This window comes from Halotalea alkalilenta, assembly GCF_001648175.1.
Taxonomy (GTDB): Bacteria; Pseudomonadota; Gammaproteobacteria; order Pseudomonadales; family Halomonadaceae; genus Halotalea; species Halotalea alkalilenta_A.
Genome location: NZ_CP015243.1, coordinates 1,125,294 through 1,150,860 on the forward strand (window position 1 = coordinate 1,125,294; position 25,567 = coordinate 1,150,860).

A 25,567-nucleotide genomic window follows, 5' to 3' on the forward strand; every position below is an offset into this window, starting at 1 on the left:
TCAGAGCTCCGGGTAGAGGCGGCCAGGGTTGAAGATCCCCAACGGGTCGAGCTGGGCCTTGAGCCGCTGGTGGTAGCGCAGCATGACCGCGTCGAGCGGTGTGAACGGCAGCTCCACCTGGGCACCGTCGAAACAGCAGGCGTGGCCACCGCAGCGCCGGGCCTCGGCGTGGATCCTCGTCGCCGGCGCGTCGCTCTTCAGCCAGTGCTGGGCGCCGCCCCAGTCGAGCAGCGCTTCGCCTTCGATCGGCAGCCGCGCAGTGCCGGGCGGCAGCGACAGGCGCCACAGCGGACGCGGATCGTCGAACAGCTCGAGCTCGAAGCGGCGAAGCCGCTGCCACCATTGGTCATCGAACCGCTCGCCGCCGAGCCGGGCGTGGGTCGCGGCAACCGCCGCCTCGCCTCCCTCGAGCCGCAGCCGCAGTGCCTTGCCGTCGTGGCAGGCACCGGCGAGCGGCAGCGGCTGGGCTCGCCACTTGGCCAGCCGCCGGGCGGCCTCCTCCCAGCCGAGTTCGAAACGCAGACTGAGCCGGGCTCGCGGTTTCGGCAGCACCTTGAGCGATACCTCGGTGATCACGCCGAGGCAGCCGTGGCTGCCGGTCATCAGCCGGGAGAGGTCGTAGCCGGCGACGTTCTTCATCACTTCGCCGCCGAAGCGCAGCGCTTGGCCCTTGGCATCGATCATCCTCACACCGAGGACGAAGTCGCGCAGCGCCCCGGCCCAGGGGCGGCGCGGACCGGACAGCCCGGTCGCCACCGCACCGCCGAGGGTGCAGGCGGGGCCGGTGAGCAGAGGTTCATAGGGCAGCATCTGGCCCGCCTGGTCGAGCCGTGCTTCGAGCTCGGCGAGCGGGGTGCCGGCGCGGGCGGTGACCACCAGTTCGCTCGGTTCGAAGCTCACCACCCCGCGGTGTCCAGCGAGGCTCAGCGGCGCGCCGGCCACCGTGCGACCGAGCCCGCGCTTGGTGTCGCCGCCGATGATGCGCAGCGCGTATCGCCCGGCGGCGGCTTCACGCACCTGGGCGCAGAGCGATTCGGTCAGATCGGGATGCTCGGTATCCATGATCAGAATCGCTCCAACTCGGCGAACGCGGGGTTCGACGCATGGACGTGCATCGCGCCATATTCTGCGCAGCGCGCAAGCGTCGGCACCTGCTTGCCGGGATTGAGCAGCCCCTCGGGGTCGAAGGCGGCTTTCACCGCGCGAAAGTGCTCGAGCTCGGGGGGGCGAAACTGCACGCACATCTGGTTGATCTTCTCCCGGCCGACGCCGTGCTCGCCGGTGATGCTGCCGCCGACCTCGACGCAGAGCTCGAGGATCCTCGCGCCGAGCCGCTCGGCGCGCTCCAGCTGCTCGGCCTGGTTGGCATCGAACAGGATCAGCGGATGGAGGTTGCCGTCACCGGCGTGGAATACGTTGGCGACGCGCAGCTGGTGCTGTTCGGCGAGCGAGGCGATGCGCTCGAGCACTTCGGCCAGCCGGCGGCGTGGAATCGTACCGTCCATGCAGTAGTAGTCCGGCGCCAGCCTGCCGACCGCGGGAAAGGCGTTCTTGCGTCCGGCCCAGAAGCGCTGGCGCTCGGCTTCGTCGCGGGCAAGGCGAATCTCGCGGCTGCCGGCACGTTCGAGCACCGCGCGGACCCGCGCGCACTGCTCGGCGACATCGGCCTCCACGCCATCGAGCTCGCAGATCAGGATAGCGCTGACGTCGAGCGGGTAGCCGGCATGGACGAATGCCTCTGCGGCCTCGATCGCGAGCCGGTCCATCATTTCGAGCCCGGCCGGAATCACTCCCGCGCTGATGATCTCGGCGACCGCGCGGCCGGCGTCCTCGAGTTCATCGAAGCTTGCCAGCAGCACCTTGGCGCTGGGGGCTTGGGCAGCAGCTTGACCGTGATCTCGGTGATGACCCCGAGCATCCCTTCGGAGCCGGTGAACAGCGCCAGCAGGTCGAAGCCCGGCGCATCGAGCGCCTCGCCGCCGAGGCTCAGTCGCTCGCCTTCGATGGTCAGCACCTGGGCTGCGAGCAGGTTGTGCACGGTCAGGCCGTACTTCAGGCAGTGCACGCCGCCGGCGTTCTCGGCCATGTTGCCACCGATCGAGCAGGCGATCTGCGACGAGGGGTCGGGAGCGTAGTAGAGTCCATACGGTGCGGCGGCTTGCGAGATCGCCAGATTGCGCACCCCGGGCTCGACCCGAGCCAGGCAGCGCTCGGCGTCGAGCTCGAGGATCCCCTTGAACCGGCTGAGCACCAGCAGCAGGCCCTGGGGCAGCGGCATCGCGCCGCCCGAGAGGCCGGTGCCGGCGCCGCGGGTGACCACGGGTACCCCGAGCCGGCGGCAGATATTGAGGATCTCCCCGATCTGTTCGAGGTCATCGGGAAGCGCGACCAGCAGTGGCGGGCTGCGGTAGGCGGAGAGCCCGTCGCATTCGTAAGGGGTCAGCTCCTCACGGCTCGAGAGCAGCTCGAGCCGAGGACGAATGGCGGACAATGCATCGATCAGTTCGGCGAGATCGGTGCGCGGCAGGGCGCCATCGAGGTGTTCGTCGTAGAGCATCCATACCTTCCTTGGCCACGATCCAGCGGCCACGTTGCGCGAGGGGCGGCTTCAGGGCATGCCAACCCGCCATGGCTTGCCCATGAACTGGATGTTGGTACGCATCGAGGCTCGCTGACCAGACGACCATCCGCTGGTCCGACCAGTTATTGCGCAGGCCATCGGCTCGCGCTTGGTCGAATGGCGCGCGGGCGCTGTGGACGCCGAGAATGAAGCGAGATCGCCAAAGGGGGAGTGGCAGGTGAAAAGGGAGAAGATTGCGCCTCATCAGGTGGCCGATCGGGTCGCCGAACGGATCGAACGGATGATCGGCGAAGGCACCGTGCGTCGCGACCAGCCGCTGCCCTCGGAGCGACGGCTCTGCGCCAGCCTCGGCGTCTCGCGTTCGGCCCTGCGCGAAGGATTGAAACTGCTGCGCGAAAGAGGGGTGATCCGCACGGAGCACGGCCGCGGCTCGTTCGTCTCCGAGCTCGAGGCGCCGGTGGAGCGGCGTGCGCTGGAGCAGCTCTTCAGCCGACAGAACCGTACGCTGTTCGACCTGCTCGAAGTGCGCTTGCTGCTCGAGGGCGAGGCCGCACGGCTCGCCGCCAGCCGCGCCACGCCGCTCGACCTGCTGCGCTTGAAGCGCTGCCATGCGGCGCTGAGCGCGGCGAGCAGCGCTCAGCCGCCGCAGGATCCCGCGGCGATCGCCGCCCTCGATCATGCCTTCCACCGCGCGATCTGCGAGGCCTCGCACAATCCGGTGCTGCTCAGCGTACTGGACGCGCTCGACGTGCTGGTGCTCGGCAGCGTTCGTGCCTGCGTCTACAACCTGTTCTCGCGTCCCGAATGCAAGCAGGTGCTCGATCGCCAGCACGCGCGGCTCCATCGCGCGGTGGCCGAGCGCGCGCCCGACCGCGCGGAGCGCATCGCCCGCGAGCACATTCGCACCATCCATGCCCAGTGCAGCGAGATCGAAAGTGGAGGTGCGCTGATTCGCGAGCGTCCGAGCGTCGATGTCGGGATCACCGAACGGCCAGCGGCGCTACAATGAGTGGCCCGGCAGCAAACCAAGGAGGGAGCGATGAGTGCGATCGACTGGGAAGAACCCGGCAAGCAGGGCGTGGATGATTTCTACGCCGGTACCCAGGTGGCCCATCCCACGCCGAAAGCGGGTGATGTCGTTTCGGCGCGCTATCGGGGCATGGCGGTACGCGTGGAGGTCGAGCGTCACGCCGACGGCGTGAGCCACGGTCGGGTGGTGGCGATTCTGGATGCCAAGGAAAAACGCCATCAGCGCAGCGGCGGGCTCGCGGTGGGGGATACGGTCAGTCTGCCCGACGGCTATCGGGCGTTCGAGCCCAAGCGCTAGTCTAGTAGCGGGCGGTGCGATCTTCGCACCATTCCGGCATGCGCTAGGCCTCGAGCAGCTGGCGTGTGGCGGGCGGTATGAACGTATCCACCCCCTGCTGCAGCGCCTGGGCGCGTACGTGCTCCACGGATTCGGTCTCGATGCCGAGATACTGCTCGGCGAGCCAGTCGATGAAGCGAAGCAGCGTTGCCAATGCCTGGGCCGGGGTGCTCGCCTCGGCCACCCCGGGCACGTACCAACCTCGATACTCCCGCCCTTCACGCGCGACGCAGGCGATCGCTTCCCACAGCGTCCGTTCGCTCGCGGCTCGCGCGATCGGCAGAGCGCCCGGCGGCAGCGCGTCGTCGACATGGATGTCGCCATTGGCGAAGCAGTAAGCGATGGGCATGGCGACTCCTGGTTTGTCGATGGCCCTGGGGATATCTTCGATACGTGCCAGTTTACGTGCTTTGCGTGCCATGCGTCGCCCGACTTTGGAGTAGGCCGATGAAAGCAGCGATTCTTGCCGCCCTGCTGTTGCTGGGTATGCCCTTGGGAGTACAGGCTTCACCGCCTTCGTCCGCGCATGCGCCGGCGAGGGCAGCGGTGGAAGTGGTGGTGCCGCTACCGCCGGCCCTGCTCGCTCCCCAGCCGGCGCGGCAATATCGTGCAGTGCCCCGCACTACGGAGTGTCGCCAGGCCGACGGCGGCGTGCGTATCGATACCGCCCGGCAGAGCTGCGCCGAGGACGAGCGTGCCGCGCAAGGGCCGCGCTTGAGTACCTCTGGCGATTGACGACATCCTGGGCAGCGGCGCGGGTGAGTGATAAAAGATGAATGACGAAACGGTTCAAGGGCCGTTCGCGCCCTACAATCACAACACCTGCTGGAGCCCCGTTCATGACCGCTGTACCCCAATCCCCCGTCGTCGCCCCGAGCATCGACTCCCAACGCCTTTGGTCTTCGCTGATGGAGATGGCCGAAATCGGCAAGACCCCGGGAGGGGGCAGCGGTCGCCTGGCGCTGAGCGAGAGCGACGGTGTCGGGCGGCGCCAGCTGATCGAGTGGGCCGAGGCGCTCGGCTGCTCGGTCACCATCGACGAGATCGGCAATCTGTTCATCCGTCGTGAAGGCAAGCGCCCCGAGCTCGACCCCGTGGCGTTCGGCAGCCATCTCGACACCCAGCCGCTGGGCGGGCGCTTCGACGGCGTGCTCGGCGTGCTCGCTGGGCTCGAGGTGCTGCGCACGCTCGACGCCGCGGGTATCGTCACCGAGCGCCCTCTGCTGCTGGTCGACTGGACCAACGAGGAGGGCAGCCGCTTCTCCCCGGCGATGATTTCCTCCGGGGTCTACGCCGGGGTGTTCGACAAGCAGTACATGCTCTCGCGCACCGACCGTGACGGCGTCACCCAGGGCGAGGCGCTGCGCGCGATCGGCTTCGAAGGCAGCGCGCCGATCGGTGAGCCGCGCTTCGCCCGCTTCTTCGAGCTGCACATCGAACAGGGGCCGGTGCTCGAAGATGAGGCGCTCGAGATCGGTGTGGTCGACGGCGTGCAGGGGATCAGTTGGTACGACGTGTGCTTCTCCGGGCAGGCCGCCCATTCAGGGACCACGCCGCTGCGGCTGCGCCATGACGCGCTGCGCGGTGCCAGCCGGATGATCGATCGGCTGCTCGACGAGGCGCTCGAGCAGGACCCCGATGCGAAGATCACCTTCGGCGAGCTCGATATCGTAAGCCCTTCGCGTAACGTAGTGCCGGCGCAGGTGCGCTTGACCGTCGACCTGCGCCACCTCGACGACCAGCGTCTCGCCTCGCTGGAGGCGCGTTTTCTCGATCACCTCGCCCGCGCGACCGAGCACACCGGGGTCGAGGCCACCTACGAGCGAATCTGGCATTCGCCTGCGGTTCGCTTCGATGCCGACTGCGTGGCGATGGTCGAGGATTCCGCGCGCCAGCGTGGGCTGAGCTTCCGGCGGATGCCGAGCGGGGCAGGCCATGACTCGGTCTACGTTGCCCGGGTCGCGCCGACCTCGATGATCTTCATCCCCTGCCTCGGCGGGATCAGCCACAACGAGGCCGAGTACTCGAGCCCCGAGCAGTGCGCCGCCGGCTGCCAGGTATTGTGCGACGCAGTGGTGCGGGCCGCCGGCTGAGTAGCGCCGCCCAAAGCCGATGCGGATAGGAGCCCGGCCCCCGTCGCTGACAGCGGCGGGGGCCGGGCTCTTCGTCGTTTCGCGCTCGGCTCAGTTGGCGGTGGAGAGGGCCTGATCAAGCAGCTCGGCGTTGTGACGCATCATCCCGAGGTAGGTGCTGCCCTCGCCATCGGCGGTCAGCGCATCGGCGTAAAGGGTGCCGGCGATCGGCAGCCCGCTCTCCTCGGCGAGCTGGCGCAGCGTCGACGGATTGGTCATGTTCTCGTAGAACAGCGCGCTGACCCGCTCGGCGCGCAGCATCCTCACCAGCTCGCCCATGTTCGCCGCCGAGGCTTCCGACTCGGTGGAGAGCCCGACCGGGGCGATGAAGCGCAGGCCGTAGGCATGGGAGAAGTAGCCGAACGACGCATGACCGGTGACCACGGTGGCCTCCTCCGGCAGCGCGTCGATCAGCTGGCGGATCCTGCCATCCAGCGCACGAATCTCACCGGTGTAGCGTTCGGCGTTGGCGCGGTAGTCCTCGGCGTTTTCCGGATCGACCGCGATCAGGCCGTCGCGGATGTTGGCGACGTAGATCTCGGCGTTGCGCAGGTCCTGCCAGGCGTGGGGATCGAAGCCGCCATGGGCATGGCCGTGACCTGCGTGGTCATCGTCATGTTTCTCGTGCGCATCATCTGCGCGATGGTGCTCCGCGCCGGTCAGGGGGCTCACTCCTTGGCTCGCGATGACCAACTCTCCAGCGTAGCCGGTGGCATCGATCAGTCGTTCCATCCAGCCTTCGAAGTTGAGCCCGTTGAACACCACCAGATCGGCGTTGCTCAGGCGACCTGCATCGCTCGGGCTCGGCGAGAACGAGTGGGTGTCGCCGCCGGGGCCGATCAGCTCGGTCACGGCGACATGGTCGCCACCGACTTCTCGCACCATGTCGCCGAGGATGCTGAAGCTGGCCACCACGTCGAGTTGATCGGCAGCCGGCGCCGAGAGGCTGGCGCTGAAGGCGAAGGCGCCGCAGAACAAGGCATGGAGCAAAGGGCGGGTCATGGGCCGGGGTCCTTGGTTTGACGAGGGAAGGTGGCGTCGCCGTAGCGTGCGGCCAGCGGCGAGGCACGCCGGCGTAGCCGCCGCCACAGGCTGTGGCGGCGGCCGAACAGCGCCGAGAGCAGATAGATACCGCCGCTGATCAGGATGATGCAGGGGCCGGAAGGCAGGTCGAGGTGGTAGGAGAGCAGCAGGCCCGCGACGCTCGAGCAGGCCGCGACCAGGATCGCGATCAGGATCAACCCTTCCAGGCGGCTGCTCCAGAACCGTGCGGCGGTGGCCGGCAGCATCATCAGTCCCACCGCCATCAGCGTGCCGAGGGTCTGGAAGCCGGCGGTGAGATTGAGCACCACCAGGGCGAGGAACAGGCCGTGGACCAAGCCGCCGCGTACGCCTTGGCCGCGCAGGAACAGCGGGTCCAGGCACTCGACCACCAGCGCCCGGAACATCAGCGCCAGGCCGAGCAGCGTCAGGCTCGAGATCGAGGCGATCAGCAGCAGCGCTGTGGTGTCGACGGCGAGTATCGAGCCGAACAGTACGTGGGTGAGATCGACGCTGTTGCCGCCGAGCGAGACGATCAGCACCCCGGCGGCCAGCGAGATGAGAAAGAAGCTCGCCATCGCGGCGTCCTCGCGGTGCCCGGTCATCTGCGATACCGAGCCGGCGAGCCCCGCCACCACCAGCCCCGAGAGGATGCCGCCGAGGCTCATCATCGGCAGCGAGAAACCGGCGAACAGGAAGCCCAGCGCGATGCCGGGCAGGATGGCGTGGGACATCGCATCGCCGATCAGGCTCATCCCGCGCATCATCAAGAACACCCCGAGCGGGGGCGCGGCGATCGACAGCGCCAGCGAGGCGACCAGTGCGCGGCGCATGAAGCCGAATTCGACCAGCGGGGCGAATAGCGCGAGCAGGGCGTCGATCATGGCCGCGCTCCGCTGAGCAGGCGCTGGGCGGTCTGCAGGCAGCGCTGGTGGATGTCGTGGGCGGGGATGATCTCCTCGGGCGCGAACCATTCGCCGCGGCCCTCGGCGAGCACCAGCACGCGATCGGCGAGCTGGGCGAGCTGCTGCATGTCGTGCAGCACCACCACCAGCGTCGCGCCCTGCGCGGCCATCTCGCGGAACACCTCGGTGAGTACCTCGACGCTTGCGCTGTCGACATTGGCGAAGGGCTCGTCGAGCACCAGCAGCTCAGCCTGCTGCATCAGTGTCCGGCCGATCAGCGCGCGCTGGCGCTGGCCGCCCGAGAGTTCGCCGAGCGGACGGTGGGCGAGCTCGGAGATGCCGAGCCGCTCCATGATCTCGCGTCCGCGCCGATAGTGGGCGCGACTGTAGCCACGCAGCGCGCCGTGGCTGGGCCAGCAGCCGGTCATCACCAGCTCCTCGACGCTCATCGGGAAGCTCAGGTCCAACGCCAGCTGCTGGGGCAGCCAGGCCCGCCGTTCCTTGGGTACCGCGCAGTGCACAGTGCCCGTGATCGGTGCGAGCACGCCCATGATCCCAGCGAGCAGCGTGCTCTTGCCGGCGCCGTTGGCGCCGACCAGCGCGGTCACCGAACCCACGGGGAATTCGCCGCTGACACCCTCGAGCACCATCCTGCCGCCCTGGGCGAGGCTGAGCTCGTCCAGCGCCAGGGCAACGGTCGGTTCGCTCATCCCAGCCACCCCCCGGCCCACAGCACCGCGAGCCAGAGCAGGCCGATCGGCAGTCCGGCGAGCAGAGCGCGGCGCCAAGCGGCGAGCGACATCAAGGAAAAATGACACGGACGATCGCGGAGGTGACGGTGGGCCATGAACTATCCTGCGAAGGCCGCTGGTGCAAACCAGCGAGAAAGATTGGAGCTAACGGTCGAGAGTGCGCAGTTATAACATAACGAGATGGCGGTTTTCGACCCCGACCGATAGCTTCTTTGACCGTCAGGCACGAGCACTGAGGTGGGGTTCGCTCCAATACGCTCGTGCTTGGCGAAGGCTTTGGCATAATCGCAGCACATCCTTGGTTGGAGTCCACCATGTCGTCCACCGCATCTCCCTTGGCGAGCGCCATCATCGACCTGCGCGCTGAGCTCTCGCGTCGAGGCCAGCGCCTGCTGGTCTGGTGCGATGGGTTCGAGGAGGCGTCGCTGCATGCGCTGCTCGCCGGGCTCGGCGGGCAGCGCAGGCTGTGGGTCGGCGAGGCCGGGGCCCAGCCTTCGGAAGGCTTCGAGTGGCTGCAGCCCGGGCAGGCGCGGCGACGGCTCGGCGAGGAGTGCGACGCCTTGGTGTTCGACGCCCGCGAAGGCTTCGACCTCGACGCCTTCGGTGCCGTCGCCGGCACCCTGCGTGCGGGCGGCTGTCTGCTGCTGCTCAGCGCGCCGGCGAGTTTCTCCGGTCGCTTCGGTTCGCGGCTGCGTCGGCTGCTCGAAAATGATGCGGGCGTCGCTCGGTTGGAGCGGGATCGGCTACGGCTGCCGGAGCTGCCACCAGCGCCGGACTGGCGGCCCGGGCGCGATTCGCTGGGCTGCCTCAGCGCAGACCAGCGCCGTGCGGTCGACGGGCTGGTGGCGCTCAAGCGACGCCGGCCGCTGGTCATCACCGCTGATCGGGGCCGCGGCAAGAGCGCGGCGCTCGGTATCGCCGCCGCGGTTCGGCTGAACCAGGATGGCGGTGAGCTGCTGGTCACCGCGCCCAGCGCGGCGGCGGTGGAAAGCCTGTTCGAGCAGCTCGGGCATCACGCGCCCGAGGGGCGGCGCGAGGGCGCGCTGTTCCTGCATCCGCGGGGCAGTTTGCGCTACCTCGACCCCGAGACGCTGGTCGAAGCGCTCGAGCAGCCGGAACCGATCGGCGGCGCTGGCAGCACCATGCTCGTGGATGAAGCCGCCGCGCTTCCGCCGGCGCTGCTGGCGCGCTGCCTGGAGCGCTTTCCACGGATCGCCTTCGCCACCACCACCCACGGCTATGAAGGCAGTGGGCGCGGCTTCGCGATCCGTTTTCGCCAGCGGCTCGATCAGCGTACCCCGGACTGGCGGGCGCTCGAGCTCGAGACCCCGGTGCGCTGGGCGCCGGGGGATCCGCTCGAAGCGCTCACCACCCGGCTTTTGTTTCTCGATGCCGAGATCGACGAAACCGAGCCGGCACCGGGCGAGGTGACGATCGAGCGCTTCGATCGCGACCGGCTCCAGCAGGACGAGGCGGCGCTCGGCGAACTCTTCGGCCTGCTGGTGCAGGCCCACTACCGCACCGCGCCGAGCGATCTGGCCCGGCTGCTCGACCAGCGCGGCGTCGAACTTTGGGGCGCCCGCGCTGGCGGCCGGCTGCTCGGCGTCGCCGCCACCCTCGACGAGGGCGGTTTTCCCGCGCCCTTGGCCGAGTCGGTGGCGCGCGGTGAGCGCCGCCTGCCCGGCGAGCTGCTGCCTCAGTCGCTGGCGCTGCATGAGGGGCTGGCGGAGGCGGCGCTTTTGCGCTGGCGGCGAGTGATGCGGATCGCCGTGCATCCCGGCGCGCAGCGACGCGGTATCGGCCGCCGGCTGATCGAGCGGATCTCCTTCGATGCCGCCGGCAAGGGGATCGCGATGCTCGGCGCCAGCTTCGGGGCGAGTCGCGAGCTGCTCGACTTCTGGTTCGCGGTCGGCTGTACCCCGCTGCGGCTTGGGCTCAAGCGCGAGCGCTCCAGCGGTGAGCACGCGCTGATGGTCGGCCGCGCGCTGGATGCCGGGGGGGCAGCACTTTCGCGCCAGTGCCGCGAGCACTTCTGCGATGCCCTGGCCGAACGTCTGGCGTTCGAGCTGCGCGGGCTGGAGGTTGAGCTCGCGGCCCGGCTGCTCGCGCCGTTGCCGCTCGCCGTCGAACCGGCGCTCGGTGTCGCGCTCGCGCGTCTCGGACTCGGGCATGCGCCGCTCGCGCCCTATCGTGGGCTGCTCAAGCGCCACTGGGGCAGCCTGAGCGAGCGGCTGTCGGAGGAGGCGAGGGAGGGCCTGCTTGGCTTGCTGTATCAGGGGCGTGACGAAGCCTGGCTCGCACGCCGCCACGGTGGTGAGGGGCGCGCCGCGGGCGAGGCCCTGTGGCGCGGCTGGTGCGCGCGCACCGTGGACGGTTGATCGCCACGCGGGCAAGGAGGACGATAAGGCCTGACTGAGTCCCCCACCAGGAGTTTCGCATGTCCGCCGTGTCGCCCAACGCTCATCTCGACTCGCTCTCGCCGGCGCCGCTCTGGCGCCATTTCAGGATGCTCTGCGATACGCCGCGTCCCTCCGGGCAGGAGGAGGCGGTGATGCGCAATATCGTCTCCTGGGCAGAGGGGCGCGGTTTCTCCACTTCACGTGATCAGGCCGGCAATCTGCTGGTACGGCGCTCCGCCTCCCCCGGGTTCGAGTCGGTGCCGATGGTGACGCTGCAAAGCCATGTCGACATGGTGTCCCAGGCCGATGTCGAGCACGATTTCAGCCGCGATCCGATCCTGACCGAGGTGCGCGATGGCTGGCTCTGGGCGCGCGGCACCACGCTCGGTGCCGACAATGGCATCGGCGCCGCCGCAGCGCTTGCGCTCCTCGACGACGACGAACTGGTGCACGGTCCGCTCGAGGCGCTGTTCACCGTCGCCGAGGAGACCTCGCTGGTCGGTGCCACCCAGCTCGCGCCGAACTGGCTCGAGGGGCGCTACCTGCTCAACCTGGATTCCGAGGATCGCGGCGAGGTGTACATCGGCTGTGCCGGCGGCGTGCACGTGGGGCTCGAGGAGCGCTTCGACATCGCCTCGCTCGAGTCGGGCTGGACCGTCGCCCGGCTGAGCCTCGATGGACTCAAGGGTGGCCACTCCGGCGTCGACATCCACCAGCAGTTCGGCAGCGCCAACCGGCTGCTGCCGCGCGCGCTGCTGACCCTGCTCGACGGTTTGGACAGCGGTGCGCTGCGGCTGCTCGACTATCACGGCGGCACCATGGGCAACGCGATCACGCGCTCGGCGAGCGCACTGGTCGCGCTGCCGGCGGCGGGCTTCGATGATGCCCGCGGGCAGATTGCGAGCCTGGAAGCGACCCTGCGTACCGAACTCGCTGTCGTCGAGCAGGGGCTGGCGCTGCGGCTCGAGCCTGAGGAGTGCGCTGGCGCGGCGCTCGGTGCGCAGGATTCCGCCCGGGTGATTCGGCTGCTCGCCGCACTTCCCTACGGCGTCGAGCGCTACAGCGATGAGATCGAGGGAACGGTCGAGACCTCCAACAATCTCGGCATCGTCGCGCTCGAGGAGGGCGCGCTGCGCCTCGATACGATGATCCGTTCACTGCGCGACAGCGCCGCGCTGGCGCTCGCCGCCCGGATCGAGGCGCTGTGTCGGCTGGGCGGCTTCGCGCCCAAGCGCAGCAGCTTCTATCCCGGCTGGACGCCCTCGGCTGCCTCGCCGCTGCTCACCCGCTTCGAGGAGCTGCACCAGCGCATCGAAGGCCATGCGCCGCAGATCAAGGTGATCCATGCCGGGCTCGAGTGCGGGATCATCGGTGCCAAGTACCCGCAGCTCGAGATGATCTCGTTCGGTCCGACGATTCGTGGCGCCCACTCCCCGAGCGAGCGGGTCGAACTCGCCGCAGTGGAGGCGTTCTGGGCCCTGCTGCGTGGAATGATCGCTTCGCTCGCCGAGCGCCCGCTACTGCGATGAACGCAATCGAGCGGCGGCGCTTCGCCTGCCCGACGCTGAGCGCGCCGATGGCCACCGGCGATGGCCTGCTGGTACGCCTGTCGCCGCTGCGCGACGGGCTCGATGGCGCGGCGGCCGCAATGCTGGCCGAGGCGGCGCGGCGCTATGGCAGCGGCGAGTTCGAGCTGACCCGGCGCGGCAATCTCCAGGTGCGCGGGTTCGATGCCCCGGGGGCTTTGGCGTTCGCCACCGCGGCGAAGCGGCTCGCTGACCAGCGCTCGGGGCCGCTGCCGCTGGCGCTCGAACCGCTCTGCGACGACCCTTTGGCTGGGCGACTGGCGGCCCTGCGTGATCAGCTGGCGGCGAGGCTCGCCGGCTTCGAGACGCCGCTCGCGGCGAAGTGCTCGGTGCTGCTCGAGCGCCGCGGTGACTGGGGCTTCGCCGGTCTGGCGGCTGACCTGCGCCTGCGTCTCGACGGCGATCGACTGTCGCTCGGGATCGATGGCGATGCCGCCTTGGCGTGCTGGTTCTCGGCGAGCGGAGCGCCGGTGTTGCTGTGCGATGCGGCGATGGTGGTGCTCGAGCGGCTCGCCGGCGCTGGTCGGCGTGCGCGGGGCGTGGCGCTGCGCTCGGACCGCACGCTTGCCGCACAGCTCGAGGCGCTGGGGTTTCGCCCATCGCTTGCGCCGGCTTCAGCGCCGGCGGTGGTACCCGGCAGTTTGCGCCGTGGCACGCTGGTGGTGGGCTGTCCGTTCGGTGCCTTGCCAAGCGCGCGGTTCGAGGCCCTGGCGGCGCTGTGCCTGCATCACGGGCTTCGCTGCTGGCCGCTGCCTGGCCGGCTGATGCTGCTCGCAGGCGAGGCGCTGGGCGGGCCTGGCACCGATGCCATTCGAGACGAGCTCGCCGGACTCGGGATGGTGCTGGATCAACGTGATCCGAGGCTTCGCATCGAGGCTTGCCGAGGCAGGCCCGGCTGCGCCTCGGCGGGCTTCGACACGCGTGCGCTGGCCGAACGGCTGGTGCAGCAGCTCGCCGTCCTCGATCCTGCTGGCCGCGTCGAGCTGCATTTGTCCGGCTGTCCCAAGGGCTGCGCGCGCAGCCGGCCAGCGGCGGTCTGCCTGGTCGGGGGCGAGCGCGAAGGCATGCTTGGCGTGGTGCTCGATGGCCGCGCCGATGGACTGCGCCAGGCGTGGCTCAACGATGACGCCGAGTGCGTCGCCGCTGCGCTGCCCGCGCTGCTGGCTCGTGGCTGATTCGGCGGCTCCATTGCTTCGCGGCCTTCGAGTTTCCAGCATCGGTTTAAAGTACAATCCTCCCCTTCGTGCGGCCATTGCGGTCGCGATCATCAGTTCTCGCCGAATGCCTTTCGCGTTCGGCCGTGTTTGTTGGGACGCGATCGACCATGAGCGAGCGCCATGACTACCAACGCGACGGTCGCGCCATTTATGAGCGCTCCTTCGCGATCATCCGCGCCGAGGCCGACCTCGCCCGCTTCAACGAGCTCGAGCGCACCGTCGCTGTGCGTATGATCCACGCCTGCGGGGTGGTCGAGCTGGCCGAGCGGATCGCTTTCGGCCACGACTTCGCCGCACGCGCTCGCGCGGCGCTGCGCGCCGGCGCCCCAATCCTCTGCGACGCCGAAATGGTCGAGCGAGGGGTCACCCGTGCGCGGCTGCCGGCGGACAATCCGGTGATCTGCACCCTGCGCGACCCGCGCACGCCAGATATCGCCGAGCGGATTGGCAACACACGTTCCGCGGCGGCGATGCAGCTCTGGGAGGAGCAGCTCGAAGGCGCGGTGGTGGTCATCGGCAATGCGCCGACCGCGCTGTTCCATCTGCTCGAAATGATCGCCTCCGGCGCGCCGAGGCCGGCTGCGGTGATCGGCGTGCCGGTCGGTTTCGTCGGTGCCCAGGAGTCCAAGCAAGCGCTTGCCGAGAGCGAGCTGGCTCTGCCCTACGTGGTGGTAAGGGGACGAATGGGCGGCAGTGCGATCGCCTCCGCCGCGGTCAACGCGCTGGCGAGCGACGCTCTGTGAGCGGGGCGGGCAGGCTGCTTGGCGTAGGCGTGGGTCCTGGCGACCCTGAGCTGCTTACGCTCAAGGCGGTGCGCGCACTCGAGCAGGCCGATCTGATCGCCTACTTCGCCAAGGCTGGCAACCGTAGCCATGCACTGTCGGTCGTCGCCGACTTTCTTCCACGCGGGCTCGAACGGCTGGCGCTGGAGTATCCGGTGACCACCGAGCTCGATCGCTTCGACCCCGAGTATCGCCGCCAGATCGATGCCTTCTACGCCGACTCGGCACGGCTGCTCGCCGCCCATCTCGAGGCCGGTCGCACGGTTGCCGTGCTCTCGGAGGGCGACCCGCTGTTCTTCGGCTCCTACATGCACTTGCACGTACGCCTGGCCCACCGTTTCGACGCTGAGGTGATTCCCGGCGTGACCGGGATGTCCGGCGGCTGGTCGAGCGCGCAGTTGCCGATCTGCCAGGGCGACGACGTGTTCAGCGTGATTCCCGCCACCCTCGATGAAGCGACGCTCTCCGCGCGGTTGGCGTCCAGCGAGGCGGCGGTGATCATGAAGGTCGGGCGCAATCTCGCCAAGGTGCGGCGCTCGCTCGCCGCCAGCGGTAGGCTGGAGCGAGCGGTCTACGTCGAGCGGGCGACCCAGCCCGGTGCGCTGACGCTGCCGCTGACGCTAAAGGCCGACGATGCGGCGCCTTATTTTTCCCTCGTGCTGGTACCCGGCTGGAGCTCGCTGGAGTTCGAGTCGCCGCTTTGGACGCCAAGCGAGGAGGGTCGATGAGCGCTGGTAAGCTGAGCGTGGTGGGGCTTGGCCCGGGTGATGCCCGTTTTCTGACTCCCGAGGCGCAGGCCGCGCTCGATCGGGCCGAATGGCTCTACGGCTATGCGCCCTATCTCGATCGCATCGAGGTGCGCTCGGAGCAGCGCAAGATTCCCTCCGATAACCGGGTCGAGGCCGAACGTGCCTATGAGGCGCTGGCCGCTGTGGTCGAAGGGCGCCGAGTGGCGATGGTATCCGGGGGCGATCCCGGGGTGTTCGCGATGGCCGCCGCAGTGTGCGAGCAGGTGGAGCGGGGGCCCGAGGCGTTTCGTACCCTGGAGCTCGAGATCGTCCCCGGGATCAGTGCGATGCTGGCCGCGGCGGCGGCCTGCGGCGCGCCGCTCGGCCACGATTTCTGCGTTATCTCGCTGTCTGACAACCTCAAGCCCTGGACGCTGATCGAGCGCCGACTCGATGCCGCCGCTGAGGTCGGCTTCGCCATGGCTTTCTACAATCCAATTTCCAAGGCTCGCCCATGGCAGCTCGACAGCGCCTTTTCGCGTCTGCGCGAACGGCTGCCCGCGGCGACCCCGGTGGTGTTCGCGCGTGCGGTAGGGCGGGTGGATCAGCGGCTACGGGTGAGCTCGCTCCACGAGGCGAGCGGCGAATGGGCCGACATGGCGACGCTGGTGATCGTCGGCTCCCCGGCGACCCGGGTGATCGAACGGCCCGGACGGCCGCCGCTGGTTTACACCCCTCGCCGTGCTTGACTGTTTTTCGCCCTCAACGGGCCTTTTCTGGGAGTAGTGCGATGCTCGAGGTGTCTGAATATTTCGCTGGTAAGGTCAAGTCGATCGCGTTGGCGCAGCCGGAGGGACGGGCGACCATCGGGGTGATGGCGGCGGGAGAGTATCGCTTCTCCACCGCCGAGCGCGAGATCATGCAGGTGATCAGCGGCGAACTCGGTGTGTTGCTTCCTGGCGAGGATGAGTGGCGCCGGTTCACCGATGGAGAGCGTTTCGAGGTGCCGGCGCAGAGCGCGTTCGACGTCCGTGTCGCTCGCGACAGCGCTTATCTCTGCGAGTACCGCTGAGGTTCAGCTGGCCAGCAGGTCGCGCTGACGCACCACCCAGCCGAGCACTGCATCGATGTTGGCTACCGTAGTCAGCGGGAGCGTGACCGGACGTTCGATCATCACCACCTCGATGCCTAGCGTCCGGGCGGCGAGTAGCTTGGCGCTGACCGCGCCGGCACCGCTGTTCTTGGTCACCAGCACCTCGACTCCTTCCCGCTCGAACAAGGCCCGCTCCTGGTCGTGGTTGAACGGGCCACGCGCCAGCAGGCTTTCGAACCTGGGCAGTGCCGGTGGCGGATCGAGCGGATCGACGCTGCGCACCAGATAGTGGTGATGCGGGGCGCGTTCGAACGCAGCGAGCTGCTGGCGGCCGATCGTCAGCATCACTCGGCGGGGCCGCTCGCCGAGCAGGGCGGGGGCATCTTCCACGCTGGCGCAGTGGCGCCAACGGTCTTCTTGGCTCGGCGTCCAACCCGGGCGCAGCAGGCGCAAGGTCGGCACGCCGGCCTTCGTCGCCGCCTCGGCCGCGTTGCTGGCGATGCGCGCGGCGAACGGATGGGTGGCGACGACCATTGCGTCGATGCCTTGTTCGATCAGGTACTCGGCCAGCCCCTCGACGCCGCCGAATCCGCCCGTGCGAACCGGCACCGGCTGCGGTGCGGGGTGCTTGGTGCGACCAGCGAGCGAGAGCACGATCTCAAGGCCCGGGTGGTCAGCCAGTCTGGCCGCGAGGGCGCGGGCATCGAAGGTGCCGCCGAGAATCAGGACGCGGCTCGGAGCGTGACGATACATGGCAACCTCCAGCGTGGTGCGGGCAGGGAGTGAAGACGATGTCGGATATTCAGCGTAGCAGGCAGGCGCCGCCGTCGGCGAGTAGGTCTGCGTGGCTGGCGGTGGTCGGGATCAACGAAGATGGCGTAGCCGGGCTCGGCGCGGCGGCGCGCAGCGCGGTGAGCGAAGCTGACTATGTGTTCGGCGGAGCGCGCCACCTGGCGCTGGCCGAGCCGCTGATCCTGGGTGCCGCAGAGCAGTGGTCGTTGCCGCTCGAGAGGAGCCTGGCGCGGGTCGAGGCGCTGCGCGGCGAGCGGGTCGCGGTGCTCGCCTCCGGTGATCCCTTCTGCTACGGCATCGGCAGTGTGCTGGCGCGGCGGATCGCCATCGATGAGATGCGGGTCTATCCGGCGCCTTCGGCCTACAGCCTCGCCTGCGCGCGGTTGGGTTGGGCGCAGCAGACGACCGAACTGGTATCGCTGCACGGTCGTCCGCTGGCGCGGATCGACCCGCACCTGCGCGAAGGTGCGAGGCTAGTGGTTCTGACCTCCGACGCCGAAGCGCCCGGGCTGATCATCGAGCGGCTCCGCTCGCTGGGCTGTGGCGCGTCGCTGGTGGTGCTGCTCGAAGCGCTGGGCGGGCCGCGTGAGCGGGTGCGCCGCTTTCGTGTCGATGATTTCTCCCTCGCAGCCGGGCAGGTGGATCCGCTCAACCTGCTCGCGTTCGAGATCCATCGTGACCGATCCTCACGCCCGCGGCTGGGGGTTGGCCGCCGGATCGACTGCTTCGAACACGATGGCCAGATCACCAGCCTAGAACTGCGCGCGCTGACGCTTTCGCGGTTGGCGCCGAGGGATGGCGACAGGCTGTGGGATCTCGGTGCTGGAGCTGGCTCGGTGGCGATCGAGTGGCTGGCGATCGACCCAGGTCTCGACGCCGTGGCGGTGGAGGCGAACCCCGCGCGGGTGGCAGCGATCGCGCGCAACGCAGCGCGTTTCGGCTGCGAGCGGCTGGAGATCATCGAGGGGCGGATGCCGCAGGTACTGGCGCGGCTCGAAGGGAGGCCTGAGGCAATTTTCATCGGCGGAGGGGCCAGTGAGCCTGCAACCTTCGAGTTCGCCCTGGCCGCGCTCGCGCCCGGTGGACGCTTGGTCGCCAATGCGGTGACGCTCGAGAGCGAGGCGATGTTGCTGGAGCGCTTTCGCCTATTGGGAGGCGAACTCACCCGGGTTGGCATCGAGCGGGCCGAGCCGCTCGGGAAAATGTCCGGCTGGCGGCCGGCGCGCAGCGTCATCCAATGGTACTGGTGCAAACCCTGGAACAGCGAGGAGCCCGCATGAGCGTGCACTTCATCGGCGCCGGTCCCGGCGCTTTCGATCTGATCACGGTGCGAGGACGTGACCTGCTCGCCCTTTGCCCGGTGTGTCTCTACGCCGGGTCGACGGTCGATGTTCGCATGCTCGACTACTGCCCGGCGGGGGCTCGCAAGATCGACACCGCGCCGCTCGATCTCGCCGCGATAGAAGCCGAGTACCTGCGCGCCTGGGAGCGTGGGGAAGAGGTCGCCCGGCTCCATTCGGGGGATCTGTCGATCTACAGCGCGCTCGCCGAACAGCTCCGGGTGCTCGAGCGCCTTGGCATTCCCTACACCCTGACGCCAGGAGTGCCGGCCTTCGCCGCTGCAGCCGCCGCGCTTGGGCGCGAGCTGACCGTGCCCGAGGTCGCCCAGAGCCTGGTGTTGACCCGGCTTTCCGGGCGCGCATCCAGGATGCCGGCTAGCGAGACGCTTGAAAACTTTGCCCGCAGCGGCGCGACGCTGGCTATTCATCTGGCCATTCACCGGCTCTCAGAGGTGGTCGAGCGGCTGCGGCCATTTTACGGAGACGAGTGTCCGGCCGCAGTGGTCTATCGTGCGAGCTGGCCGGAAGAGCGGCTGGTCGAGGCGCGGCTCGACCGTATCGAAGCCGAGCTCGCCGAAGCACCGATCGAACGTAGCGCGCTGATCCTGGTGGGCCCCGCGCTGGGAGTAGGCGAGTTTCGCGCCAGCGCCCTCTACCAGGCCGGCTATTGCCGCCGGTTTCGTTGAGTCTTGGCGGTATGTTGGACCTTTGGGTCATAAATCTGCGGAAAGGGCTTGCCAAGTGGCGAGGGGGTCTATAAAGTACGCCCTCGCTGACCGGGGTTAACCCGCAGCGGGAAGAGCAAGTCATTGATTGTTTTGGTGTTTCAGGTTGGTTCGGGAGCGGGTGTTTGGCTGGCTCCGAACGACGCTTCCTCAAGGAAGTGGTTGACACCAAAGCGTTTCTGAGTAGAATGCTCATCCACTCGACGCAGGGCACGCTTCTTCGAAGCAAGGTTCAGCCCGCGACGAGACGCTCTTTAACAAGTCGATCAGGCAATTTGTGTGGGCGCTCGGCTCGATGAGACGGCAACGTCACTGATGTATCCAGTCAGGCATCGAGGCAGCGACCACAAAGGCAAGCGATCCATCGTTTGTCGATGTAACAGCTCTGTCGAGCCAGGCTAAGCCGTCCGTCTTTTCGAAGGTGGGGGGCAGCAAGATTTAAACTGAAGAGTTTGATCATGGCTCAGATTGAACGCTGGCGGCAGGCCTAACACATGCAAGTCGAGCGGCAGCACGGGGAGCTTGCTCCCTGGTGGCGAGCGGCGGACGGGTGAGTAATGCATGGGAATCTGCCCGGTAGAGGGGGATAACGTGTGGAAACGCACGCTAATACCGCATACGTCCTACGGGAGAAAGGAGGGGATCTTCGGACCTTCCGCTATCGGATGAGCCCATGTCGGATTAGCTAGTTGGTAGGGTAAAGGCCTACCAAGGCGACGATCCGTAGCTGGTCTGAGAGGATGATCAGCCACACTGGGACTGAGACACGGCCCAGACTCCTACGGGAGGCAGCAGTGGGGAATATTGGACAATGGGGGCAACCCTGATCCAGCCATGCCGCGTGTGTGAAGAAGGCCTTCGGGTTGTAAAGCACTTTCAGCGAGGAGGAACGCCTTTGGGTTAATACCCTGGAGGGGGGACGTTACTCGCAGAAGAAGCACCGGCTAACTCCGTGCCAGCAGCCGCGGTAATACGGAGGGTGCGAGCGTTAATCGGAATTACTGGGCGTAAAGGGCGCGTAGGCGGTCTGTTAAGCCAGATGTGAAAGCCCCGGGCTCAACCTGGGAACAGCATTTGGAACTGGCGGACTTGAGTGCAGGAGAGGAAGGTAGAATTCCCGGTGTAGCGGTGAAATGCGTAGAGATCGGGAGGAATACCAGTGGCGAAGGCGGCCTTCTGGACTGACACTGACGCTGAGGCGCGAAAGCGTGGGTAGCAAACAGGATTAGATACCCTGGTAGTCCACGCCGTAAACGATGTCAACTAGCCGTTGGATCCCTTGAGGATTTAGTGGCGCAGCTAACGCACTAAGTTGACCGCCTGGGGAGTACGGCCGCAAGGCTAAAACTCAAATGAATTGACGGGGGCCCGCACAAGCGGTGGAGCATGTGGTTTAATTCGATGCAACGCGAAGAACCTTACCTACCCTTGACATCCAGAGGACTATCCAGAGATGGATGGGTGCCTTCGGGAACTCTGAGACAGGTGCTGCATGGCTGTCGTCAGCTCGTGTTGTGAAATGTTGGGTTAAGTCCCGTAACGAGCGCAACCCCTATCCTTATTTGCCAGCGATTCGGTCGGGAACTCTAAGGAGACTGCCGGTGACAAACCGGAGGAAGGTGGGGACGACGTCAAGTCATCATGGCCCTTACGGGTAGGGCTACACACGTGCTACAATGGCGAGTACAGAGGGTTGCGAAGCGGCGACGTGAAGCCAATCCCAGAAAGCTCGCCTCAGTCCGGATTGGAGTCTGCAACTCGACTCCATGAAGTCGGAATCGCTAGTAATCGCGAATCAGAATGTCGCGGTGAATACGTTCCCGGGCCTTGTACACACCGCCCGTCACACCATGGGAGTGGATTGCACCAGAAGTGGCTAGTTTAACCTTCGGGAGAACGGTCACCACGGTGTGGTTCATGACTGGGGTGAAGTCGTAACAAGGTAGCCGTAGGGGAACCTGCGGCTGGATCACCTCCTTAAACGACAGCGCCGTGGTTGAGCCGAGTACCCACACCAAATTGCCTGATCGGAATAGAGCGAGTACTGCACGAGAAAGTCAGCTCGGTACAGTGTCAGTGCACGAAGCCGGGTCTGTAGCTCAGTTGGTTGGAGCGCATCCCCTGACCTTATGGAAAGCAGGGTGAGGTCGGCCGGCCGAGGTTGGCAAGTCAAGCTTGAGTGCACGAAGCCGGGTCTGTAGCTCAGTTGGTTAGAGCGCATCCCCTGACCTTGTGGAAAGCAGGGTGAGGTCGGCAGTTCGAAGTATGCCGAAGGTAAGCTCTGAGTGCCCGAAGCTGGGTCTGTAGCTCAGTTGGTTAGAGCGCACCCCTGATAAGGGTGAGGTCGGCAGTTCGAATCTGCCCAGACCCACCATTCTCCTGGTTGGATCTGTGAGAGCGGTGACGACAACGGGGCCTTAGCTCAGCTGGGAGAGCGCCTGCTTTGCACGCAGGAGGTCAGCGGTTCGATCCCGCTAGGCTCCACCATCGATTCGTTTGAATCGAGGTCGCTGTCCAAGCCAACGAAGAAAACACCGATGCCAGTCGCAAACCAATGTCCTCCGGATCAAAGAGGAAGACGTGGGTTTCCGACTGTCTTCGCGACAGTACGCTCTTTAACAATGTGGATCATGCTGACCAAGTCCAGCGCGAACACCGGGGTGGAGACCTCGTGTCGTGAACGCTGGCCTGCCGGCCGCAAGGCGGGCAGAGAGATACGTCTCAAGCGTATCCGGCGAAATTGTTTTCGTTGATCGGTGACCAGACCCCTTCGGGTTATATGGTCAAGCGATTAAGCGCACACGGTGGATGCCTTGGCAGCCAGAGGCGATGAAAGACGTGATAGCCTGCGATAAGCGTTGGGGAGGTGGCAAATGACCTTTGATCCAGCGATTTCTGAATGGGGAAACCCACCGGCCAGAAGGTCGGTATCCGTACGCCAATACATAACGTACGGAGGCGAACCGGGAGAACTGAAACATCTAAGTACCCCGAGGAAAAGACATCAATTGAGATTCCCCCAGTAGCGGCGAGCGACCGGGGAGAAGCCCTTAAGCAGCTTATGTTCTAGTGGAACCGTCTGGAAAGTCGGGCCGTAGCGGGTGATAGCCCCGTACATGAAAGGGCATAGGGTGTGAAAACGAGTAGGACGGGGCACGTGAAACCCTGTCTGAACATGGGGGGACCATCCTCCAAGGCTAAATACTCCTGGCTGACCGATAGTGAACCAGTACCGTGAGGGAAAGGCGAAAAGAACCCCGGCGAGGGGAGTGAAATAGATCCTGAAACCGTGTGCGTACAAGCAGTGGGAGCAGGCAAGTCCTGTGACTGCGTACCTTTTGTATAATGGGTCAGCGACTTATTCTCAGTAGCGAGCTTAACCGTATAGGGGAGGCGTAGGGAAACCGAGTCTTAAATGGGCGACATAGTTGCTGGGAATAGACCCGAAACCGGGCGATCTATCCATGGGCAGGTTGAAGGTTGAGTAACATCAACTGGAGGACCGAACCGGGATCTGTTGAAAAAGATTCGGATGACCTGTGGATCGGAGTGAAAGGCTAATCAAGCTCGGAGATAGCTGGTTCTCCTCGAAAGCTATTTAGGTAGCGCCTCACGTATCACCATCGGGGGTAGAGCACTGTTTCGGCTAGGGGCCCATCCCGGGTTACCAACCCGAGGCAAACTCCGAATACCGATGAGTGCAGCGTGGGAGACACACGGCGGGTGCTAACGTCCGTCGTGAAAAGGGAAACAACCCAGACCGTCAGCTAAGGCCCCAAAATTCTGGTTAAGTGGGAAACGATGTGGGAAGGCTTAGACAGCTAGGAGGTTGGCTTAGAAGCAGCCATCCTTTAAAGAAAGCGTAATAGCTCACTAGTCGAGTCGGCCTGCGCGGAAGATGTAACGGGGCTCAAACCAGGTGCCGAAGCTACGGGTTCAGGTCTATGGCCTGAGCGGTAGAGGAGCGTTGTGTACGCCTGCGAAGGTGGATCGTAAGGTCTGCTGGAGGTATCACAAGTGCGAATGCTGACATGAGTAACGACAAGGGGTGTGAAAACCACCCCCGCCGGAAGACCAAGGGTTTCTGTTCGACGTCAATCGGAGCAGAGTGAGTCGGCCCCTAAGGCGAGGCCGAAAGGCGTAGTCGATGGGAAACGGGTCAATATTCCCGTACCAGACGTTACTGCGATGGGGGGACGGAGAAGGCTAGGCGGGCCCGGCGTTGGTTGTCCGGGTAAAAGTAGGTAGGCCGAATCTCCTGGCAAATCCGGAGGTTCAAAGCCGAGATACGAGACGAACCAGTTTTTCGGAACTGGGAAGCCGTTGATGCCACGCTTCCAGGAAAAGCCTCTAAGCTTCAGGTAACGTGTGACCGTACCCCAAACCGACACAGGTGGTCAGGTAGAGAATACCAAGGCGCTTGAGAGAACTCGGGTGAAGGAACTAGGCAAAATGGCACCGTAACTTCGGGAGAAGGTGCGCCGGCGTAGGGTGAAGAGACTAGCTCTCGGAGCGCGAACCGGTCGAAGAGTCCAGGTGGCTGCAACTGTTTATTAAAAACACAGCACTCTGCTAACGCGTAAGCGGACGTATAGGGTGTGACGCCTGCCCGGTGCCGGAAGGTTAATTGATGGTGTTAGCTTAGGCGAAGCTCCTGATCGAAGCCCCGGTAAACGGCGGCCGTAACTATAACGGTCCTAAGGTAGCGAAATTCCTTGTCGGGTAAGTTCCGACCTGCACGAATGGCGTAATGATGGCCACACTGTCTCCACCCGAGACTCAGTGAAATTGAAATCGCTGTGAAGATGCAGTGTACCCGCGGCTAGACGGAAAGACCCCGTGAACCTTTACTACAGCTTCACACTGGACGCTGATGTTGCTTGTGTAGGATAGCTGGGAGGCTATGAACCCTGGACGCCAGTTCGGGGGGAGCCAACCTTGAAATACCAGCCTGGCATCATTGGCGTTCTAACTTGCCCCCGTGATCCGGGGGAAGGACAGTGTGTGGTGGGTAGTTTGACTGGGGCGGTCTCCTCCCAAAGAGTAACGGAGGAGCACGAAGGTACCCTCAGCACGGTTGGAAATCGTGCATTGAGTGCAAGAGCATAAGGGTGCTTGACTGCGAGACGGACAGGTCGAGCAGGTACGAAAGTAGGTTCTAGTGATCCGGTGGTTCTGTATGGAAGGGCCATCGCTCAACGGATAAAAGGTACTCCGGGGATAACAGGCTGATACCGCCCAAGAGTTCACATCGACGGCGGTGTTTGGCACCTCGATGTCGGCTCATCACATCCTGGGGCTGAAGTCGGTCCCAAGGGTATGGCTGTTCGCCATTTAAAGTGGTACGCGAGCTGGGTTTAGAACGTCGTGAGACAGTTCGGTCCCTATCTGCCGTGGGCGTTGGAAGTTTGAGAAGCGCTGCTCCTAGTACGAGAGGACCGGAGTGGACGAACCTCTGGTGTTCCGGTTGTCACGCCAGTGGCATTGCCGGGTAGCTATGTTCGGACGGGATAACCGCTGAAAGCATCTAAGCGGGAAGCCCCCTTCAAGATGAGACTTCCCTGGGGCCTCGAGCCCCCTAAAGGACCCTCGAAGACGACGAGGTTGATAGGCACGGTGTAGAAGAGCGGTCAACGCTTTGAGCTAACGTGTACTAATGGTCCGTGAGGCTTGACCATATAACCCCAAGTGGTCAGGTCATCGAAAGACGAAGACAACGGATACGACGAGACGATCTCGGCCAGCATGATCCACGAATCAGTGAAGTTTGCCTTGATGGGCAGGCTTTGCGCCAGAATATGCTTGACGACCATAGCGAGCGGGTCCCACCTGACCCCATGCCGAACTCAGCAGTGAAACCGCTCAGCGCCGATGGTAGTGTGGGGTCTCCCCATGTGAGAGTAGGTCATCGTCAAGCATTCATCCCGAGAACCCCCGCACCGATGGTGCGGGGGTTTTCCCTTTTGGGGTGCCCGGCGAGGGGTGCCCGGCGAGGGGCGCCCCAAAAGGGGTGCCGAGAGCAGAGAGAACGGCAGCGGAGCGCACGCCCGGTGGATGGTTTACCCACAGCCGGTTCGCGGCAGGCGCTGTGGATAAGCTCCCGGCGAGCATCGACTATGCCGGTGAGC

The 25,567-nt window shown here is 65.9% G+C and carries 20 protein-coding genes, 2 tRNA genes, 3 rRNA genes and 1 pseudogene; 18 read left to right on the top strand and 8 right to left on the bottom strand.

Annotated elements, in window-relative coordinates; all coding sequences use genetic code 11:
• The gene (gene glcE, locus A5892_RS04965) at positions 1–1,062 is read right to left on the bottom strand and encodes a glycolate oxidase subunit GlcE (protein WP_064121864.1); all 1,062 of its coding nucleotides are present in this window, start codon (positions 1,060–1,062) and stop codon (positions 1–3) included.
• A gap of 2 nt (positions 1,063–1,064) precedes the next feature.
• Positions 1,065–2,557, bottom strand: a pseudogene (gene glcD, locus A5892_RS04970) (glycolate oxidase subunit GlcD).
• Between the two features lie 241 nt (positions 2,558–2,798).
• Between glcD and A5892_RS04975 the strand changes: the two are divergent.
• Positions 2,799–3,590: an FCD domain-containing protein gene (locus A5892_RS04975; RefSeq protein ID WP_064121865.1), complete on the top strand. Its 792-nt coding sequence runs from the start codon at positions 2,799–2,801 to the stop codon at positions 3,588–3,590.
• Positions 3,591–3,620: 30 nt separating this feature from the next.
• Positions 3,621–3,908 carry a hypothetical protein gene (locus A5892_RS04980; protein WP_064121866.1) on the top strand — a complete coding sequence of 96 codons (288 nt, stop codon included), beginning with the start codon at positions 3,621–3,623 and terminating at the stop codon, positions 3,906–3,908.
• A 43-nt stretch (positions 3,909–3,951) separates the two neighbouring features.
• Here A5892_RS04980 and A5892_RS04985 read toward each other — a convergent pair whose 3' ends face one another.
• Positions 3,952–4,296 carry a hypothetical protein gene (locus tag A5892_RS04985; protein ID WP_064121867.1) on the bottom strand — a complete coding sequence of 115 codons (345 nt, stop codon included), beginning with the start codon at positions 4,294–4,296 and terminating at the stop codon, positions 3,952–3,954.
• A 98-nt stretch (positions 4,297–4,394) separates the two neighbouring features.
• Between A5892_RS04985 and A5892_RS04990 the strand changes: the two genes are divergently transcribed.
• Together A5892_RS04990 and A5892_RS04995 are read left to right on the top strand one after the other, a co-directional pair.
• Positions 4,395–4,682, top strand: a complete 288-nt coding sequence (locus tag A5892_RS04990; protein WP_064121868.1) for a hypothetical protein — start codon at positions 4,395–4,397, stop codon at positions 4,680–4,682.
• A gap of 104 nt (positions 4,683–4,786) precedes the next feature.
• Positions 4,787–6,040: a M20 family metallo-hydrolase gene (locus A5892_RS04995; protein WP_064121869.1), complete on the top strand. Its 1,254-nt coding sequence runs from the start codon at positions 4,787–4,789 to the stop codon at positions 6,038–6,040.
• Between the two features lie 90 nt (positions 6,041–6,130).
• Here the strand turns inward: A5892_RS04995 and A5892_RS05000 are convergent, their stop codons facing one another.
• From A5892_RS05000 to A5892_RS20440, 4 genes are read right to left on the bottom strand one after another with little or no spacing between them, the layout of a single operon-like run.
• Positions 6,131–7,081, bottom strand: coding sequence for a metal ABC transporter solute-binding protein, Zn/Mn family (locus A5892_RS05000; protein ID WP_064121870.1), 951 nt, complete (start codon positions 7,079–7,081; stop codon positions 6,131–6,133).
• A complete protein-coding gene (locus tag A5892_RS05005; protein WP_064121871.1) occupies positions 7,078–8,004 on the bottom strand; it encodes a metal ABC transporter permease in 927 nt (308 codons plus the stop codon). The genes A5892_RS05000 and A5892_RS05005 overlap by 4 nt, the downstream gene beginning before the upstream one ends.
• Entirely contained in the window at positions 8,001–8,735 is a 735-nt protein-coding gene (locus A5892_RS05010) for a metal ABC transporter ATP-binding protein (RefSeq protein WP_064121872.1), read from the bottom strand. The genes A5892_RS05005 and A5892_RS05010 overlap by 4 nt, the downstream gene beginning before the upstream one ends.
• A complete protein-coding gene (locus tag A5892_RS20440) occupies positions 8,732–8,872 on the bottom strand; it encodes a hypothetical protein (RefSeq protein WP_169739035.1) in 141 nt (46 codons plus the stop codon). Before A5892_RS20440 ends, A5892_RS05010 begins: the two co-directional genes overlap by 4 nt.
• A 219-nt stretch (positions 8,873–9,091) precedes the next feature.
• Between A5892_RS20440 and A5892_RS05015 the strand changes: the two genes are divergently transcribed.
• The 7 genes from A5892_RS05015 to ppnP all read left to right on the top strand — a co-directional run bounded on the left by A5892_RS05015 (position 9,092) and on the right by ppnP (position 16,561).
• The gene (locus tag A5892_RS05015; RefSeq protein ID WP_064121873.1) at positions 9,092–11,155 is read left to right on the top strand and encodes a tRNA(Met) cytidine acetyltransferase TmcA; all 2,064 of its coding nucleotides are present in this window, start codon (positions 9,092–9,094) and stop codon (positions 11,153–11,155) included.
• Between the two features lie 59 nt (positions 11,156–11,214).
• Positions 11,215–12,705, top strand: coding sequence for a beta-Ala-His dipeptidase (gene pepD, locus A5892_RS05020; protein WP_064121874.1), 1,491 nt, complete (start codon positions 11,215–11,217; stop codon positions 12,703–12,705).
• The gene (locus A5892_RS05025) at positions 12,702–13,937 is read left to right on the top strand and encodes a hypothetical protein (protein WP_064121875.1); all 1,236 of its coding nucleotides are present in this window, start codon (positions 12,702–12,704) and stop codon (positions 13,935–13,937) included. The genes pepD and A5892_RS05025 overlap by 4 nt, the downstream gene beginning before the upstream one ends.
• A gap of 149 nt (positions 13,938–14,086) precedes the next feature.
• Positions 14,087–14,722, top strand: a complete 636-nt coding sequence (locus A5892_RS05030) for a precorrin-8X methylmutase (RefSeq protein WP_064121876.1) — start codon at positions 14,087–14,089, stop codon at positions 14,720–14,722.
• A 29-nt stretch (positions 14,723–14,751) separates the two neighbouring features.
• Positions 14,752–15,489: a precorrin-2 C(20)-methyltransferase gene (locus A5892_RS05035; protein WP_441294766.1), complete on the top strand. Its 738-nt coding sequence runs from the start codon at positions 14,752–14,754 to the stop codon at positions 15,487–15,489.
• Positions 15,486–16,238 (top strand): precorrin-3B C(17)-methyltransferase, encoded by a 753-nt coding sequence (locus tag A5892_RS05040; protein ID WP_064121878.1) that lies wholly within the window; start codon positions 15,486–15,488, stop codon positions 16,236–16,238. Before A5892_RS05035 ends, A5892_RS05040 begins: the two co-directional genes overlap by 4 nt.
• Before the next feature lie 41 nt (positions 16,239–16,279).
• Positions 16,280–16,561, top strand: a complete 282-nt coding sequence (gene ppnP, locus A5892_RS05045) for a pyrimidine/purine nucleoside phosphorylase (RefSeq protein ID WP_064121879.1) — start codon at positions 16,280–16,282, stop codon at positions 16,559–16,561.
• A 3-nt stretch (positions 16,562–16,564) separates the two neighbouring features.
• Here the strand turns inward: ppnP and A5892_RS05050 are convergent, their stop codons facing one another.
• Positions 16,565–17,335, bottom strand: coding sequence for a cobalt-precorrin-6A reductase (locus tag A5892_RS05050; RefSeq protein ID WP_064121880.1), 771 nt, complete (start codon positions 17,333–17,335; stop codon positions 16,565–16,567).
• 38 nt (positions 17,336–17,373) lie between these two features.
• Between A5892_RS05050 and A5892_RS05055 the strand changes: the two genes are divergently transcribed.
• From A5892_RS05055 to rrf, 7 genes are all read left to right on the top strand, one after another.
• Positions 17,374–18,654 carry a bifunctional cobalt-precorrin-7 (C(5))-methyltransferase/cobalt-precorrin-6B (C(15))-methyltransferase gene (locus tag A5892_RS05055; protein WP_064121881.1) on the top strand — a complete coding sequence of 427 codons (1,281 nt, stop codon included), beginning with the start codon at positions 17,374–17,376 and terminating at the stop codon, positions 18,652–18,654.
• Positions 18,651–19,400 carry a precorrin-4 C(11)-methyltransferase gene (cobM, locus tag A5892_RS05060; protein ID WP_064121882.1) on the top strand — a complete coding sequence of 250 codons (750 nt, stop codon included), beginning with the start codon at positions 18,651–18,653 and terminating at the stop codon, positions 19,398–19,400. The genes A5892_RS05055 and cobM overlap by 4 nt, the downstream gene beginning before the upstream one ends.
• Positions 19,401–19,879: 479 nt before the next feature.
• Positions 19,880–21,419 (top strand): 16S ribosomal RNA (locus A5892_RS05065).
• A 317-nt stretch (positions 21,420–21,736) separates the two neighbouring features.
• A tRNA-Ile gene (locus tag A5892_RS05070) sits at positions 21,737–21,813 on the top strand.
• A gap of 37 nt (positions 21,814–21,850) precedes the next feature.
• Positions 21,851–21,926: transfer RNA gene (locus tag A5892_RS05075), tRNA-Ala, on the top strand.
• 294 nt (positions 21,927–22,220) lie between these two features.
• Positions 22,221–25,117 (top strand): 23S ribosomal RNA (locus A5892_RS05080).
• Positions 25,118–25,240: 123 nt separating this feature from the next.
• Positions 25,241–25,356: ribosomal RNA gene (gene rrf / locus A5892_RS05085) — 5S ribosomal RNA — on the top strand.
• Together the 16S, 23S and 5S rRNA genes with 2 tRNA genes alongside form the textbook arrangement of a ribosomal RNA operon.
• The last annotated feature ends 211 nt before the right edge of the window (positions 25,357–25,567 follow it).